At 60.3% G+C, this 14448-nt stretch carries 12 protein-coding genes; 6 read left to right on the top strand and 6 right to left on the bottom strand.

Features of this window, described 5'->3' with window-relative positions; all coding sequences use genetic code 11:
- Positions 1 to 113 precede the first annotated feature (113 nt).
- From BK658_RS16805 to cbiE, 3 genes are read right to left on the bottom strand one after another with little or no spacing between them, the layout of a single operon-like run.
- Positions 114 to 842 carry a cobalt-precorrin-6A reductase gene (locus BK658_RS16805; RefSeq protein ID WP_123583243.1) on the bottom strand — a complete coding sequence of 243 codons (729 nt, stop codon included), beginning with the start codon at positions 840 to 842 and terminating at the stop codon, positions 114 to 116.
- Positions 839 to 1936, bottom strand: a complete 1098-nt coding sequence (locus tag BK658_RS16800; protein WP_123583242.1) for a cobalt-precorrin-5B (C(1))-methyltransferase — start codon at positions 1934 to 1936, stop codon at positions 839 to 841. The genes BK658_RS16805 and BK658_RS16800 overlap by 4 nt, the downstream gene beginning before the upstream one ends.
- On the bottom strand, positions 1929 to 3140 hold the full coding sequence (gene cbiE, locus BK658_RS16795; RefSeq protein WP_123583241.1) for a precorrin-6y C5,15-methyltransferase (decarboxylating) subunit CbiE: 1212 nt from the start codon (positions 3138 to 3140) through the stop codon (positions 1929 to 1931). Before cbiE ends, BK658_RS16800 begins: the two co-directional genes overlap by 8 nt.
- 131 nt (positions 3141 to 3271) lie before the next feature.
- On the opposite strand from cbiE, the gene cobG reads away from it, so the two are divergent.
- The 6 genes from cobG to BK658_RS16765 all read left to right on the top strand — a co-directional run bounded on the left by cobG (position 3272) and on the right by BK658_RS16765 (position 9386).
- Positions 3272 to 4579: a precorrin-3B synthase gene (gene cobG, locus BK658_RS16790; protein WP_123583240.1), complete on the top strand. Its 1308-nt coding sequence runs from the start codon at positions 3272 to 3274 to the stop codon at positions 4577 to 4579.
- The gene (locus BK658_RS16785) at positions 4572 to 5198 is read left to right on the top strand and encodes a precorrin-8X methylmutase (protein ID WP_123583239.1); all 627 of its coding nucleotides are present in this window, start codon (positions 4572 to 4574) and stop codon (positions 5196 to 5198) included. Before cobG ends, BK658_RS16785 begins: the two co-directional genes overlap by 8 nt.
- On the top strand, positions 5198 to 5929 hold the full coding sequence (locus tag BK658_RS16780; RefSeq protein ID WP_123583294.1) for a precorrin-2 C(20)-methyltransferase: 732 nt from the start codon (positions 5198 to 5200) through the stop codon (positions 5927 to 5929). The genes BK658_RS16785 and BK658_RS16780 overlap by 1 nt, the downstream gene beginning before the upstream one ends.
- Positions 5929 to 7629, top strand: a complete 1701-nt coding sequence (gene cobJ / locus BK658_RS16775; protein WP_123583238.1) for a precorrin-3B C(17)-methyltransferase — start codon at positions 5929 to 5931, stop codon at positions 7627 to 7629. Before BK658_RS16780 ends, cobJ begins: the two co-directional genes overlap by 1 nt.
- Positions 7630 to 7863: 234 nt before the next feature.
- Entirely contained in the window at positions 7864 to 8670 is an 807-nt protein-coding gene (locus BK658_RS16770; RefSeq protein ID WP_123583237.1) for a hypothetical protein, read from the top strand.
- A gap of 47 nt (positions 8671 to 8717) precedes the next feature.
- Positions 8718 to 9386 carry a hypothetical protein gene (locus BK658_RS16765; protein WP_259740093.1) on the top strand — a complete coding sequence of 223 codons (669 nt, stop codon included), beginning with the start codon at positions 8718 to 8720 and terminating at the stop codon, positions 9384 to 9386.
- A gap of 89 nt (positions 9387 to 9475) precedes the next feature.
- Here the strand turns inward: BK658_RS16765 and BK658_RS16760 are convergent, their stop codons facing one another.
- From BK658_RS16760 to purD, 3 genes are all read right to left on the bottom strand, one after another.
- Positions 9476 to 10072 carry a MarC family protein gene (locus BK658_RS16760; RefSeq protein ID WP_123583235.1) on the bottom strand — a complete coding sequence of 199 codons (597 nt, stop codon included), beginning with the start codon at positions 10070 to 10072 and terminating at the stop codon, positions 9476 to 9478.
- Between the two features lie 64 nt (positions 10073 to 10136).
- Positions 10137 to 12914: a hybrid sensor histidine kinase/response regulator gene (locus tag BK658_RS16755; RefSeq protein ID WP_123583234.1), complete on the bottom strand. Its 2778-nt coding sequence runs from the start codon at positions 12912 to 12914 to the stop codon at positions 10137 to 10139.
- A gap of 99 nt (positions 12915 to 13013) precedes the next feature.
- Positions 13014 to 14309 carry a phosphoribosylamine--glycine ligase gene (gene purD / locus BK658_RS16750; protein ID WP_123583233.1) on the bottom strand — a complete coding sequence of 432 codons (1296 nt, stop codon included), beginning with the start codon at positions 14307 to 14309 and terminating at the stop codon, positions 13014 to 13016.
- Positions 14310 to 14448 lie beyond the last annotated feature (139 nt).

The following is a 14448-nucleotide window of genomic DNA, read 5'->3' as shown; positions in this document are numbered from 1 at the left end:
GGGGGAAGTGAGGGTTCTGAGAGAACTCAGGAAATGTAGAGCAGAGCCGTTGAATCTGGCCAGACGGCTCTTTCGGAGAATGTTGCCTGTCGATTCGCTCTTATGGTGAGGTGTCAGGAATGGTCTGACAGTGACAGTGCATTTAATACGGCAGCCACACTCCCAAACTCCCGCTCAACCCCCGGCAACTCTGGCCGCTTGAGGATCAACACCGGCACCCCGCGTTCGCGGGCTACTTCAAGCTTGGGTTCGGTGGCGCTGCTGCCGCTGTTTTTGCTGATCAGCACATCGATCTGCCGACGTTCGAACAGCGCGCGTTCGTCTTCGATGAAAAACGGTCCGCGTGCGCCGATCACTTCGCAGCGTTCGTTGCCCGGATAAACCTCCAGCGCGCGCAAGATCCAGAACTGCTCGGGCGGGATTTCATCCAGGTGCTGCAACGGTTCGCGGCCCAAGGTAAACAGTGGACGCTTGAACGGTTTCAACGCTTCGATCAGCTCGGCCCAGTCGCTGACCTCGCGCCAGTCATCCCCGACCTGCGCTTGCCACTCCGGGCGGCGCAGCGCCCAGCACGGGATGCCGCTCTGTTGCGCGGCGGTGGCGGCGTTCCGGCTGATTTGCGCGGCATAGGGGTGGGTGGCGTCGAGCAACAGATCGATGCCTTGAGCCTTGATGAACTGCGTCAGGCCTTCAGCGCCGCCATAGCCACCGACCCGCACCTGACAGTTCAGGTCGGTCGGCACCCGACCCACGCCCGCCAGGCTGTAGATATGTTGCGGGCCGAGGGTTCGGGCAATCGCCAGGGCTTCAGTGACGCCGCCAAGCAGCAACAGACGTTTCATTGAAAAGCTCCGGCATGACCGACGATGCCACCTTGGCGATCGATGGCAAACACTTCGACCTGAACCTGCCTGGGCACTATGCTGCGGGCGAAATCCAGCGCGTGCCGGCACACCGCATCGCCGAGGGCGATACCGGCGGCGCTGGCCATCGCCAGGGCTTGCTGGCTGGTGTTGGCCTCGCGTATGCCTTGCTGCAATGCTGCGTCAGCGCCAACGTCCGCGGCCCATTCAGCCAGTTGCGGCAGGTCGATGCTGGAGTGGCGACTGTGCAGATCCATATGTCCGGCGGCGAGTTTGCTGATTTTGCCGAAGCCGCCGCACAGGCTGAGTTTATCCACAGGCACTTTGCGCAGATGTTTGAGCACTGCGCCGACGAAGTCGCCCATTTCGATCAGGGCGATTTCCGGTAGGTCGTAGACCCGGCGCATGGTGTCTTCGCTGGCGTTGCCGGTGCAGGCGGCGATGTGCAGGTAACCGTTGGTTTTGGCGACATCGATGCCCTGGTGGATCGAGGCAATGTACGCCGCGCAGGAAAACGGCCGAACGATGCCGCTGGTGCCGAGGATCGACAGCCCGCCAAGAATGCCCAATCGCGGGTTCATGGTTTTCAGCGCCAGGGCCTCGCCATTCTCGACGTTGACCGTCACCTCAAAACCGCCGCCATAGCTGAACTCTTGCGCGAGCAGTTGCAGATGGTCGGAGATCATCTTGCGCGGCACCGGATTGATCGCCGGCTCACCGACACTCAGTACCAGCCCCGGGCGCGTGACGGTGCCGACGCCTTTGCCGGCGCGGAAACGAACACCGGGTACGGCAATCAAGCGCACCTGACTGTAAAGCAATGCACCGTGGGTCACGTCCGGGTCGTCGCCGGCATCCTTGATGGTTCCGGCTTCGGCACCGTCGGCAGTCAGTCGACAAAACTCCAGGCGCATCTGTACCTGTTTGCCTTTGGGCAGCACGATCTCCACCGCGTCGCTAGTTACCGCGCCAAGCAGCAGGCGCGCGGCGGCGAGGCTGGTGGCGGTGGCGCAACTGCCGGTGGTCAGGCCGCTGCGCAGGGGCGCGGGTTGTTCGGCGGTTTCGTCACGCATCGAAGGGTTTAACCACGTCCAGCAAGGTAATCGGCAACGCCTGGCGCCAGGTGTCGAACTCTCCCAGTGGCTGCGCCTGAGCGACATGAATTCGCGTCAGCTCTCCACCGTGTTGTTCGCGCCAGGCCATCAAGGTCATTTCGCTTTGCAGGGTGACCGCGTTGGCGACCAGCCGACCACCGGGTTTGAGCTGGGCCCAACAGGTGTCGAGCACGCCGTCGCGGGTGACGCCGCCGCCGATAAAAATAGCGTCGGGTCGTTCAAGACCGGCCAGCGCCTGCGGCGCGCTGCCACAAATCAATTGCAGGCTGGGCACGCCGAGGGCGTCGCGGTTGTGTTCGATCAGTTGCTGGCGGCCAGCATCGGCCTCGATGGCCAATGTGCGGCAACTCGGGTGTGCACGCATCCACTCGATGCCGATCGAGCCGCTGCCGGCGCCTACATCCCACAACAGTTCACCAGGCACTGGCGCCAGACGGGCGAGGGTGATGGCGCGGACATCGCGTTTGGTCAGTTGGCCGTCGTGCTTGAAGGCCGAGTCCGGCAAGCCAGCCAGGCGCGACAGGCGCGGCGTGTTCGGTTCGGCGATACATTCGATGGCGACCAGGTTCAAGTCAGCGATCACCGGGTCGGTCCAGTCGCTGGCGATGCCATCGACGCGTCGTTCGCTCTCGCCGCCCAAGTGTTCCAGCACGCTCATCCGGCTCGGCCCGAAACCGTGTTCACGCAGCAGCGCGGCAATCGCGGCAGGGCTGTGTCGGTCATTGCTCAACACCAGTAAACGAACGCCGCTGAACAATTGAGCGTTCAGCGCTGCGATTGGCCGGGCAACCACCGACAGCGCGACGACTTCTTGCAACGGCCAGCCCATCCGGGCCGCAGCGAGAGAGTAGGAGGATGGCGCGGGCAGGATCAGCATTTCATCGCTCGGCACTTGCCGTGCCAGGCTGGCGCCCACGCCGAACAGCATTGGATCGCCGCTGGCCAGCACACAGACTGGCTCACCAGGTTGCGCCAGCACCGGCTCAAGGGAAAATGGAGTTGGCCAAAGCAGGCGTTCGCCACGGATGCACACGGGCAGTAGATCCAGTTGCCGTTGGCCACCGAAAATCCGCGAAGCACCGAGCAACGAACGCCGAGCGTTCTTGCCCAGCCCCTTGAAGCCGTCTTCACCGATTCCCACTACTGTCAGCCAAGGGGCCATTTATATTCCTCAAACCGGGTGTTCCGACGGGCAGGCTTTTCATGCCGTCAGACAAAGCAGGCATAATACCGCGCCTTCGCCCGCGAAGTGCTTCTACCTCTTAGCCGGTCGCCCCCTTGAACGAACGTCAGATGCACACCGCCTTACGCCCCTCGGCCTGTCCGGGGTTGCTGCGTATCGTCCCGGCATCGGACGGTGGCATCTGCCGGATCAAGTTGAATGGCGGGTCGATCAGTGCTGCCCAGGCGGTGGCCGTAGCCGAGGCTGCCGAGCGTTATGCCGGTGGAGTGATTGAGGCGACCAACCGCGCCAATCTGCAAATTCGCGGAATTGGTAGCGAGCAGCGGCCATTGATCGAGAGTCTGTTGGCCGCCGGGTTGGGCCCAAAGACGGCTGCTGGCGATGATGTACGCAACCTGATGCTCAGCCCCGGTGCCGGCATCGATCAGCACATGCTGTTCGATACTCGTCCGCTGGCCGAGCAGATCCTCGCCACCTTGCAAAGCCATGAACGTTTCCACCAGCTGTCGGCCAAGTTTGCCGTGCAACTGGATGGCGGCGAGGCGCTGGCGATGCTCGAACATCCTCATGACCTCTGGTTGAGCGCGGTTGAACGCAATGGCGAGCAATGGCTGGCGTTCGGTCTGGCGGGGTGCCCCACGGATACACCGGCAGGGGCGGTGTTGCGCAATGACGGTCACACCTTGGTCGTGGCGGTGCTGGAGCTGTTTCTCGATCTGGCGCGGCCGGATCAGACCCGCATGCGGCATGTGCTGGCCGAGCGTTCGCGGGCGTCGGTAGTGCAGGCCTTGGCCGAGCGTGTGTCGTTGACCCCGATCAGTGACTGGAAGCGTCCCGAGTCGCGCCCAGGGTTGCACATCGGTACTTATCCACAGCGCCAGGAAGACTTGGTCTATGTCGGTGCTGTCCCGCCTTTGGGGCGGCTGGATGCTTCGATGCTCAAAGGCGCGGCGTGTCTGGCTGAGGCGTTCGGTGATGGCAGCCTGCGGTTGACACCTTGGCAAAGCCTGCTGCTGCCGAACATCCGCCAGCAGGATGCCCCAGCGCTCAGTGAGCGATTGCAGGCCCTGGGCTTTCTGGTGAGTGCCGATCAAGCGTTGGCCCATCTAGTGGCCTGTACCGGATCCGCCGGGTGCGGCAAAGGTCTGGCAGATACAAAGAGTGATGCCCTGCAATTGTCCTCACAGCTGCAAAGTCGTGGCGAGCGAGTTCAAGTTCATCTGTCTGGCTGCCCACGTTCCTGCGCCGCCGCGCACATCGCGCCGGTCACCTTGCTGGCAGTCAGCCCCGGTCATTACGACCTCTATTTTCGCGATGCAGGGCAGCCGGGTTTCGGCGCCCTGCAAGCACGCAACCTCACTATTGAAGCGGCCGGCGCAGTGCTTGATGCCCGCCCACGGAGCCCCCTTGATGCTTGATTACATCCGCGACGGTCAGGAGATCTATCGCAACTCCTTCGCGATCATTCGCGCCGAGGCCAACCTCGACCGGATTCCGGCCGATCTGGAAAAACTCGCGGTGCGGGTGATTCACGCCTGCGGCATGGTCGAGGCGATCGACGGTCTGCAATTCTCCGAAGGCGCGGGCAAGGCCGGGCGCGATGCGCTGGCCGCCGGTGCAGCGATCCTGTGTGATGCGCGAATGGTCTCCGAAGGCGTGACCCGCGCGCGGTTGCCGGCGAACAATCCGGTGATTTGCACCTTGCGTGACGAGAGCGTTCCGGACCTGGCCCGCGAGCTCGGCAACACCCGTTCGGCGGCGGCGCTGGAGTTGTGGCGTCCGCATCTGGAAGGCAGTGTGGTGGTAATTGGCAACGCCCCGACCGCGTTGTTCTACTTGCTGGAAATGCTCGATGCCGGCGCGCCGAAACCGGCGTTGATTCTCGGCTTCCCGGTGGGCTTCGTCGGCGCCGCCGAGTCCAAGGCAATGCTTGCGGCTGACAGCCGTGGCGTGCCGTTTGTGATCATGCAAGGTCGGTTGGGCGGCAGCGCTATGGCCGCCGCAGCGGTGAATGCCCTCGCCACGGAGATTGAATGATGCAGCAACCTGGACGTTTGATCGGCCTTGGCGTGGGGCCTGGTGATCCGGAACTGATTACGGTCAAGGCCTTGCGCCTGTTGCGCGAGTCGCCGGTAGTGGCGTACTTCGTCGCCAAGGGTAAAAAAGGCAATGCGTTCGGCATCATCGAAGCGCATTTACAGGACGCACAGACGCTGCTGCCGCTGGTTTACCCGGTGACCACCGAGACCTTGGCGCCGCCGCTGTCCTACGAGCAAGTGATCAGCGATTTCTACGATGCGGCCGGCGAACAGCTCGCCGCGCATCTGGATGCCGGGCGTGACGTGGCGGTGATTTGCGAGGGTGATCCGTTCTTCTACGGCTCCTACATGTATTTGCATGATCGTCTGGCCGAACGTTACGAGGCTGAAGTGGTGCCGGGCGTCTGCTCGATGCTTGGCGGCGCCTCGGTGCTCGGCGCGCCACTGGTGTATCGCAACCAGAGCCTGTCGGTGTTGTCCGGGGTGCTACCGCACGAAGAACTCAAGCGTCGATTGGCCGATGCCGACGCAGCGGTGGTGATGAAACTGGGGCGCAACTTTGTGAAGGTGCGTCAGGTGCTGGAAGAACTTGGTCTGGCAGAGCGTGCGTTGTACGTCGAGCGCGCCACCATGGCCAATCAGAAGATCGTGCCGCTGGATCAGGTCGAGCCGATGTCCTCGCCGTATTTTTCGTTGATCATCGTTCCCGGTGAAAGGTGGCAAGGCTGATGACTCGTCCAGTTCCGGCGATTGTCATTCTTGGCAATGGCAGCCTCGCGACCGCGCGCAAGATCCAACAGCTGTACCCCGGCGCCTTGATCCACGGCCTGGCCGAACGGGTTGACGGCGCGGACCGCGTTTATCACGAGTTCGGCGCGACGCTGCGCCAGCTCTATCAACAGGACACGCCAATCATTGCGTTGTGTGCCGCCGGTATCGTCATTCGCACGCTGGCGCCATTGCTCCTGGAAAAAGGCGTTGAGCCACCGGTGCTGGCCGTCGCCGAGGATGGCAGCGCGGTCGTGCCGCTGTTGGGCGGTCTGGGCGGGGTGAACGTGCTGGCCCGCGAGATAGCTGACGGTTTGGGCGTGGCTGCGGCCATCACCACCAGCGGTGAATTGCGCTTCGGCACTTGCCTGCTCAATCCGCCAAGTGGCTATGCGTTGGGCGATCTGGAACTGGGCAAGCGCTTCGTTTCGGATTTGCTGGCCGGTGAGAGCGTACGTATCGAAGGCGCTGCCCCGTGGCTGGATCAAGCGCAGTTGCCGCAGGATCCGCAAGCGCATCTGGCGATTCATATTGGTAGCGCCGAACGCGCACCTGCGGCCAATGAATTACGGATTTACCCGCAAAACGTTCTGGTCGCGGTGAGCGCCGACGTTGCAGATCTGCCGAACGCGATACGCGATGCCTTGCATCAGGCGAAAATTGCTGTGCAATCGCTGGCATGCCTGTTGGCCAGCGATCAGCAAATGGCCAGCCCGGCACTGCGCGACGCGGCGCTGGAATTGGGTGTGCCTCTGCGTTTTGCGATGGCGGGTTCTGTGGCTGAATTGGCAGAAAATGCCGCCGGACAATCCGTGTTTATCAATACAAGCAACGGGATCGCCATCGCTGTTGCCGACCGACCGTTGGACCCGTCACTGATCGGTCGTCCTCGCGGCCGCTTGGCCGTGATCGGTCTGGGCCCTGGTGCTGCGGAACTGATGGTACCGGCAGTCAAGACAGAGCTGGCTCGTGCCAATGACGTGCTCGGCTACGAAACCTATGTGCGCATGGCCGGGCCATTCCGCACCGATCAGGTGCTGCATTGCACCGACAATCGCGAAGAAATGCAGCGTGCTCGCCACGCCTTTGAACTCGCGGCTCAAGGGCGCTCGGTGGTGGTGGTGTCGTCCGGCGATCCGGGCGTATTCGCCATGGCCGCTGCGGTACTGGAGGCCTTGCACGAATCGAGCGATGTGAACTGGCACAACGTCGATCTGGAAATCCTTCCCGGCGTGTCTGCATCGCTGGCAACCGCCGCGCAGGCCGGTGCGCCGCTGGGCCACGACTTCTGCGTGATGTCTTTATCGGACAACCTGAAACCCTGGACGATCATCGAGAAGCGTCTGGAGCTGGCGGCAGAGGCTGACCTGGCCCTGGCCTTCTACAACCCGATCTCGCGTTCGCGGCCGTGGCAATTGGGCCGTGCGCTGGAAATCGTCGCCCAGCATCGCACTCCGGAAACACCCGTGGTGTTGGGGCGGGATATCGGCCGTCCGGGGCAGACACTGCGTGTCACAACCCTTGGGCAGTTGACCCCTGATCAGGTGGATATGCGCACCATGGTGCTGATCGGTTCATCCACCACCTGCGTGTTCCCGCGCGCTGAAGGTGGTGAGTGGGTTTATACGCCACGCTGGTATTCAACCAGGCCGGTCTCCTGAATAACGGCGACCTCACGCCGAGGTCGCTTGCGCTTTAACAGCGATTTTCACAATTAACGCCGCCAATAAATAGCGCACTTTTGTGTGCTCTGGCTATGGCGTGCTGTTAGAGTTGTATGGGGGTGGTAACTATTGGAATAAGTTACTTCTGTGAATGCGTTTGACGATTGAAGTCGAGTGCCTTAGTTTTGTTTCTGTCGCATGGAGCGGCGAATATTTACTAAGGATGTTTATATGGGTAGCGAAATAATTAATGTTGCGAATCTCCCTTTCGCTGAGGCTGTGCAGGATAAATACTTTGAGCGCATCGAGGCTCAGTTATCTGAAGTTTCCGCGCGCCCCCGACTCAGGATGCTTGCCAAGAGCGGCAGTATTTCCCTGAATGGTGCTGCGCAGGGAATTGATGCGTCGGTCGTCGGTCCGTCCCTTGTGGTATTTGAGGAGCGGCTTAGCGAAGATGATAAGCAGGATGCTCTGGATAGCCAGGCTTTTGCCGAAGCCGTTGTCAGGAAACTGCCTGTCGAAACCTCGCAAGAACAGCGATACATGGCTTATAGCGAAGCCTTGTCGGCGATTGGCTGGGTCACAGAAAGCTACACGTATAAGAAGTATGACTCCAAAAAGCTGACGCTGACCATGAACGATGCATTGCTGCAAGTGCTTGAGACCGTCATCAGTGCGGGCTCTGGAAATGTATTGAGCCTGGTAGCGGCGGGCTTTGACAAGCTCAAGGGCGATAAGGCAGCGCTGAAAATCGTGGACGCCGGAAGCAAGGAAAGTTCGGTTGTCAGCTTCAAGGCAGTTCCTTGTATCGTTGCCCCTGGTGGTGGTATGGCAATGGTCATGGGCGGCCTGGATGTGTTCAGTAAAGACTACGATGGCGAATTTCTGTTTTTTACTTTCAAAACAGAGGGGGTTCATCTTTTTCAAGCGGCAGGTATTCGAAAGTTTAATAAACGTGCGTTTGATCGAAAACGTCAGCAGGTTTATAACTACATTGGCCAGTTCGGTGATGATCTGTTTAAAAAGATTACAGGCTAGTAAAGCCGAAATAGGCGTTCAACAGGGGGTTGGTTTATTTAGTGTAGATGAACAAGGCGTTCAATATGTCAGTGCTTGCTGATGCTGTAGTAGTGGGTGGCTGCTTATTATCCTTTGCGTCCGAAGTTTGCCCGCAGGACCGACAGGATATACAGGACTGTTTGCTGTATGCGGAACTGGCAGCGAATGATAAATACCCAGGGCAAGTATCAAAAAAAGTCTGGTTCGATTATTACCAGGGCCGGTTGTTGAAGGCTGGTTTCACACTCAAAGCTATCGTCCCCTCTGAGCCGTTGAGGGTGTCGAATGTCAATCAACTGCTGAACGTCAGCCATACCATCATCGGTCACTTGGGGGCGGAACGTTTAGGTCAGCTTGTTGAGGAAACTTACGCGGCGTTGAAGCTGGACGAGTTTGCCTGGAACTTCTTTCGCGGCAACGTCGCGAACAGTGGCTCGGGTATCCTCAAATGTGCACCTTGCGAACGTCTTGATTCCGGCGACGTGGTCGTCTGCCTGTACGGATTGCGCTATAGCACCACGGTGATTGAGGATGACTTCTTTTTCTGGAGTGAATTCGACAAAGAAGTGGTCATCATCCCGGATGGCGGCGTTTTTGCTTTCAATCGGGAGGTGTTTGAAAACTACCGTGGACGGGTCCACGAGAAAATCGACGCTTACTCAGACAAGATCCTGGTGAGGAAACTGAAGCTCTGAGTCGTTGGGTTTGATCAACATTGGCAAGGCCTTGTGCTTTAACGACAAGGCCTTGTTTTTCGGTGGGCAATCTCGTGATGGACGACGAACTAAGGCACCAGATACCCCTTCACCCCGGTAAAGATAATCTGCGCCGCCAGTGCACACACAAACAACCCCATCAACCGGCTGACAATCTGCAAACCCTGGTCACCGAGAATCCGCTCGATGCGGTTGGACAGGTACAGCACTACGCCGACGGTCAGGCTGGCCATGGCGATACTGAGGATGGCGGTGAGTTTGTCGTCCCAGTGCGGCTGGCTGACGCCCATCACCAGCAATGCGCCGATGGTGCCAGGGCCGACAGTGAGGGGAATGGTCAGCGGGACGATGGTCACGTCTTGCTGCACGTTGTCGGTCTGGATCGCTGACTTGCCCTGAGCCATGCCCAGTGCCGAAATGAACAGCACGCTGCCGGCGCCAATGCGGAAGGCGTCTACGGTGATGCCGAACACGCTGAAAATCACCCGCCCGAACAAATACAACAGCACGCTGGAAACCAGGGTCGCGAGGGCGACATTCCAGGCCAGTCGACGTTGTTCCTTGCGCGAATAACCGCGGGTCAGGCTGATGAAGCAGGACAACACGAAGAAGGGGCTGTAGAGCACCAGCATCTTCAGGTAAACGCTGAACAACACGTGGAGCATGGGGCAAGCTCACTGGCGAGGGAAGTCGAGGAGGAGTCTATCAGGCGCTGCGGGGTCTGTCGGCTCAGGACGTTTGAGCCGTTGCCTGATTCTGCTGATCGCGCTGTGCGACCCAATGCTCGATCAGTTCGCGCAGTTGTGAAAGCTCGACGGGCTTGGCCATATGGCCATCCATGCCGGCCTGGCGTGCGCGTTCTTTGTGTTCGGCCAGGATGTGAGCGGTAAGTGCTACTACCGGTGTGCGAGTTCGCTGGTTGCCGACCTCCCAGGCACGCAATTGCTGGGTGGCGGAGAAGCCATCGAGGATTGGCATTTCGCAGTCCATCAACACCAGGTCGTAGCGCTGGGCCTTCATCGCTTTCAAGGCTTCTTCACCATTGCAGGCGGTGTCCGGCTGAAGATTGAGCTTGCCGAGCATGCCGCGAATCACTTTGGTTGAAATGCTGTTGTCTTCGGCCACCAGAATGCGGAAATCGCTCGGCACCTTGACCGCCGCAGACGCGCCGGTCGGCAGTTGCTGTGAGACCGCCAGGCCTTTGCTGCGTTGGCTCAGTTCGTCCGCCAGCGTGGTCTTGAGGGTGTAGCCGGCCACGGGTTTGGCGAGGATGCGTTTGATTCCGGCATTGCGCGCGATGACCTTGCTCGGCGCGTTGCTGATGCCGGTGAGCATGATCAGCAGAATGTCGTGATTCAGGCTCGGGTCTTCCTTGATCTTCGCCGCCAGTTGCATGCCGGTCATGCCGGGCATGTTCTGGTCGAGCAGGACCACGTCGAAGTAGTCACGCAGGTGCGCCTTGGTGCGCAGCAGGGCGAGGGCTTCCTTGCCGGAAGGTACGGCGCTGACGTTCAGCCCCCAGGCGCTGCATTGCTGCACCAGGACTTTGCGGCAGGTGTCATTGTCGTCCACCACCAGCACCCGGGCGCCCTGCAGCGGGCCATCGAGATCGGAGGTCGGGTGTTCGAGGCGCTCGGGGTCCAGCGGCAAGGTCAGCCACAGTGTGCTGCCCTGATTGCTGCCGCTCTTGATGCCGAACTCGCCGTGCATCAGCAGAATCAATTGGCGGGCGATTACCAGCCCCAGGTTACCGCCCAGGCGGGTGGCGGAAAGGAAGTTCTTGCTGTGCAGTTCGGCATGCAGGAGGGCTTCTCGTTCTTCGGCATCCATGGGTTGCCCGCTGTCTTGCACGGCAATGCGCAGGCGCGGTTTGAGGCTGCGTTCGTCGAGGGCAACGACGATCAGGATTTCGCCTTCGTCGGTTTTCTTCAGGGCGTTTTCCAGCAGGCTCAGCAGCGTCTGGCGCAGACGCGTCGGGTCACCGCTGATCACGCGAGGGACCTGTGGCTGGATGAAGCTGATCAGCTCGACGTTCTGTTGTTCGGCCTTGGCGCGGAAGATGCTCAGGCAGTCTTCGATCAGTGCGTTGAGGTCGAACTGCACATCGTCGAGTTCGATTTGTCCGGACTCGAGCTTGGAGATGTCGAGGATTTCGTTGATCAACGTCAGCAGTTCATTGCCGGCGCTGTGGATGGTTTGCACGTAGTCGCGCTGTTTGACCGACAGCGGGGTGCCCAGCAGCAGCTCGGTCATGCCCAGCACGCCATTCATCGGGGTACGGATTTCGTGGCTGATTTTTGCCAGGAATTCGGCTTTGGCATTGATCTCGGCATTACTCGCTGCCAGGTCGCGGCTAACGCTGAAGCGGTCTTCGGTGATGCTGCGCTGGCGTTCGCTCAGGGCGATGCTCATCAGCACGCCGCAGATGCAGATGAAGGCCATCAAGGTCATGATCAGGCCTTGCGGTGCAACCAGGGTCAGCCCCAGCAACGCCGGCAGGATGATCAGCGTGCCGACGTTGAACACGACCATTGCGGCCACGAACAGGCGTGCCGGTCGGTAACCCTTTTGCCAGTGATAGGCGCTGACAAAGAGCATGCTCAGGCCCGCCAGGGCCACCAGTGCATAGGTGATGATGTTCAGCGGCAGGGTATCGACGAACAGCAACAGCAGGCTGCACAGGACAATGAACAGGATGTCCCCCAGCAGCAATTTGTTTAGAGGATGTGGGCCCAGCGGGGCAAAGAAGCGGTAGGCGAACATCAGGCCGCAAGGGGCTGTCAGCAGTAGCGCCAGGTAGGCGCCGGGTGTTTGCACGGCATGCCAGTCGGGAAGCCATGGGCCAGCCAGGTTCAACAACAGCACCAGGCTGAGCAGTAACAGTCCCTCGCATACCGCCAGCCAGACGCTGCTGCGCGAGCGGCTATAGCCGTAGCGCGTGAGGTTGTACAGGATCAGCATCGCGATGCAGCCAAAAAACAGGCCATAGATCAGCGTCTGGTTCTGGTTCGCCGCCACCATCACTGCTGATTGCAGGGTGATATAGGGGCGCAACTCGTGTTCGGAAACCAGTCGCAGATAGACGTCGAGGGTTTTGTCGCTTTGTGGAAGCGGCAACATGAAGTCGCTGCTGGGGAGTGGTCGCTCGCTTTGCGGTTGCTCGTTACCGCTGGTCAATTGCTCGATCAGCGTATCGCCATCCAGAACGTAGAGGTTCAGGCGCGACAAATCGGGGGCGAAGATGCGCAGCAGTTGTTCGTGTTTACCCGGGCTGAGCTTGAAACGCAGCCACAACGCGCCACTGGGTTCGGCGGCGGTGATCTGGTCGAGTTCAATCGGGCTGAATTGGTTGGTGTAGCGAGCCGAGCGGATATCGCTCAGTTGCAGGTCTGCCTGTTCGTCGAGCAATACCACCCAGCCACTGCCTTGCGCGGCCTGGGCCGGGAGCATGCAGAGCAGGGTCAGCAGAGTGACGGTAAAGCCTATGGCAATCCTGAGCCAGCGCACGGCGAAATCCCTTCGTAGGTTGATGCCAGATTATAACTATGCGCGGCGCCGGAATAGTACGGCAAGGGCCATAGGCCCCTGCCTAGCCGAATGGATAGCTTATTCCTGATTTTCGCCACGCTCACGGGCAATGGCGCGATAGCCAATGTCCTTGCGGTAGAAACAGCCTTCCCAGTTGATTTTGGCGGCCAGTTTGTAGGCCTGCTGCTGGGCGGCATCGACACTTGCGCCCATGGCGGTGGCGCAAAGTACCCGACCACCGGCGGTCACAACCTTGCCGTCCTTGAGCGCGGTACCGGCGTGGAAGACTTTGCCTTCCAGCGCGGCGGCGGCATCCAGGCCTTCGATGACCGTGCCCTTGGCGTAATCGCCCGGGTAGCCGCCAGCAGCCAGTACGATACCGACGCTTGGACGTGGATCCCACTGAGCTTCGACCTTGTCCAGTGCCTGTGCCAGCGCCGCTTCGACCAGCAATACCAGGCTCGACTGCAGGCGCAGCATTACCGGTTGGGTCTCGGGGTCGCCGAAACGGCAGTTGAACTCGATGACTTTCGGGTTACCGGCTTTATCGATCATCAGACCAGCATAGAGGAAGCCGGTGTAGACGTTGCCTTCTTCGGCCATGCCACGCACGGTTGGCCAGATCACCAGGTCCATGACGCGCTGGTGAACTTCGCTGGTGACCACCGGGGCAGGGGAGTAGGCACCCATGCCGCCCGTGTTCGGGCCGGTGTCGGCGTCGCCAACACGTTTGTGGTCCTGGCTGGTGGCCATCGGCAGCACGTTCTTGCCGTCGACCATGACGATGAAGCTGGCTTCTTCGCCATCGAGGAACTCTTCGATGACCACGCGCGAACCGGCGTCGCCAAAAGCGTTGCCGGCGAGCATGTCGCGTACGGCGTCTTCGGCTTCGGTCAGGGTCATGGCGACGATCACGCCTTTACCGGCAGCCAGGCCGTCGGCCTTGATCACGATCGGCGCACCTTTTTCACGCAGATAAGCCAGGGCTGGCTCGATCTCGGTGAAGTTCTGGTAGTCGGCCGTCGGGATCTTGTGGCGAGCCAGGAAGTCCTTGGTGAATGCCTTGGAACCTTCCAGCTGGGCGGCGCCAGCGGTTGGGCCGAAGCAGTCCAGGCCGCGTTTGCGGAACAGATCGACTACGCCTGCGACCAGCGGGACTTCCGGACCGACGATGGTCAGGGAGACGTTTTTCTCGGCAAAGTCGGCCAACTGCTCAAGGGCCAGCACGTCGATAGCGACGTTCTCGCACTTGGCTTCAATGGCAGTGCCGGCGTTGCCCGGGGCAACGAAGACTTTCTGTACGCGCGGATCCTGAGCGACTTTCCAGGCCAGGGCGTGTTCACGGCCACCGCTGCCAATGATCAAAACATTCATTTCAAAAACCTCGGATGACGCTAATTCTGTGGGGGACTGATCGTTCCCACGCTCTGCGTGGGAATGCCTCTACGGACGCTCTGCGTCCGAGGGACGCGGAGCGTCCCGGGCTGCGTACCCACGCAGAGCGTGGGTACGA

Origin of the sequence: Pseudomonas brassicacearum, from assembly GCF_003732175.1 — a bacterium.
GTDB classification, from domain to species: Bacteria; Pseudomonadota; Gammaproteobacteria; order Pseudomonadales; family Pseudomonadaceae; genus Aquipseudomonas; species Aquipseudomonas brassicacearum_G.
This window is presented reverse-complemented; position numbering and strand designations above follow the sequence as displayed.

Bases quoted from the DNA above. Each gene is read 5' to 3' on its own strand.
- BK658_RS16805 (WP_123583243.1), bottom strand. From the start codon at position 842: ATGAAACGTCTGTTGCTGCTTGGCGGCGTCACTGAAGCCCTGGCGATT.
- BK658_RS16800 (WP_123583242.1), bottom strand. From the start codon at position 1,936: ATGCGTGACGAAACCGCCGAACAACCCGCGCCCCTGCGCAGCGGCCTG.
- cbiE (WP_123583241.1), bottom strand. From the start codon at position 3,140: ATGGCCCCTTGGCTGACAGTAGTGGGAATCGGTGAAGACGGCTTCAAG.
- cobG (WP_123583240.1), top strand. From the start codon at position 3,272: ATGCACACCGCCTTACGCCCCTCGGCCTGTCCGGGGTTGCTGCGTATC.
- BK658_RS16785 (WP_123583239.1), top strand. From the start codon at position 4,572: ATGCTTGATTACATCCGCGACGGTCAGGAGATCTATCGCAACTCCTTC.
- BK658_RS16780 (WP_123583294.1), top strand. From the start codon at position 5,198: ATGCAGCAACCTGGACGTTTGATCGGCCTTGGCGTGGGGCCTGGTGAT.
- cobJ (WP_123583238.1), top strand. From the start codon at position 5,929: ATGACTCGTCCAGTTCCGGCGATTGTCATTCTTGGCAATGGCAGCCTC.
- BK658_RS16770 (WP_123583237.1), top strand. From the start codon at position 7,864: ATGGGTAGCGAAATAATTAATGTTGCGAATCTCCCTTTCGCTGAGGCT.
- BK658_RS16765 (WP_259740093.1), top strand. From the start codon at position 8,718: ATGAACAAGGCGTTCAATATGTCAGTGCTTGCTGATGCTGTAGTAGTG.
- BK658_RS16760 (WP_123583235.1), bottom strand. From the start codon at position 10,072: ATGCTCCACGTGTTGTTCAGCGTTTACCTGAAGATGCTGGTGCTCTAC.
- purD (WP_123583233.1), bottom strand. From the start codon at position 14,309: ATGAATGTTTTGATCATTGGCAGCGGTGGCCGTGAACACGCCCTGGCC.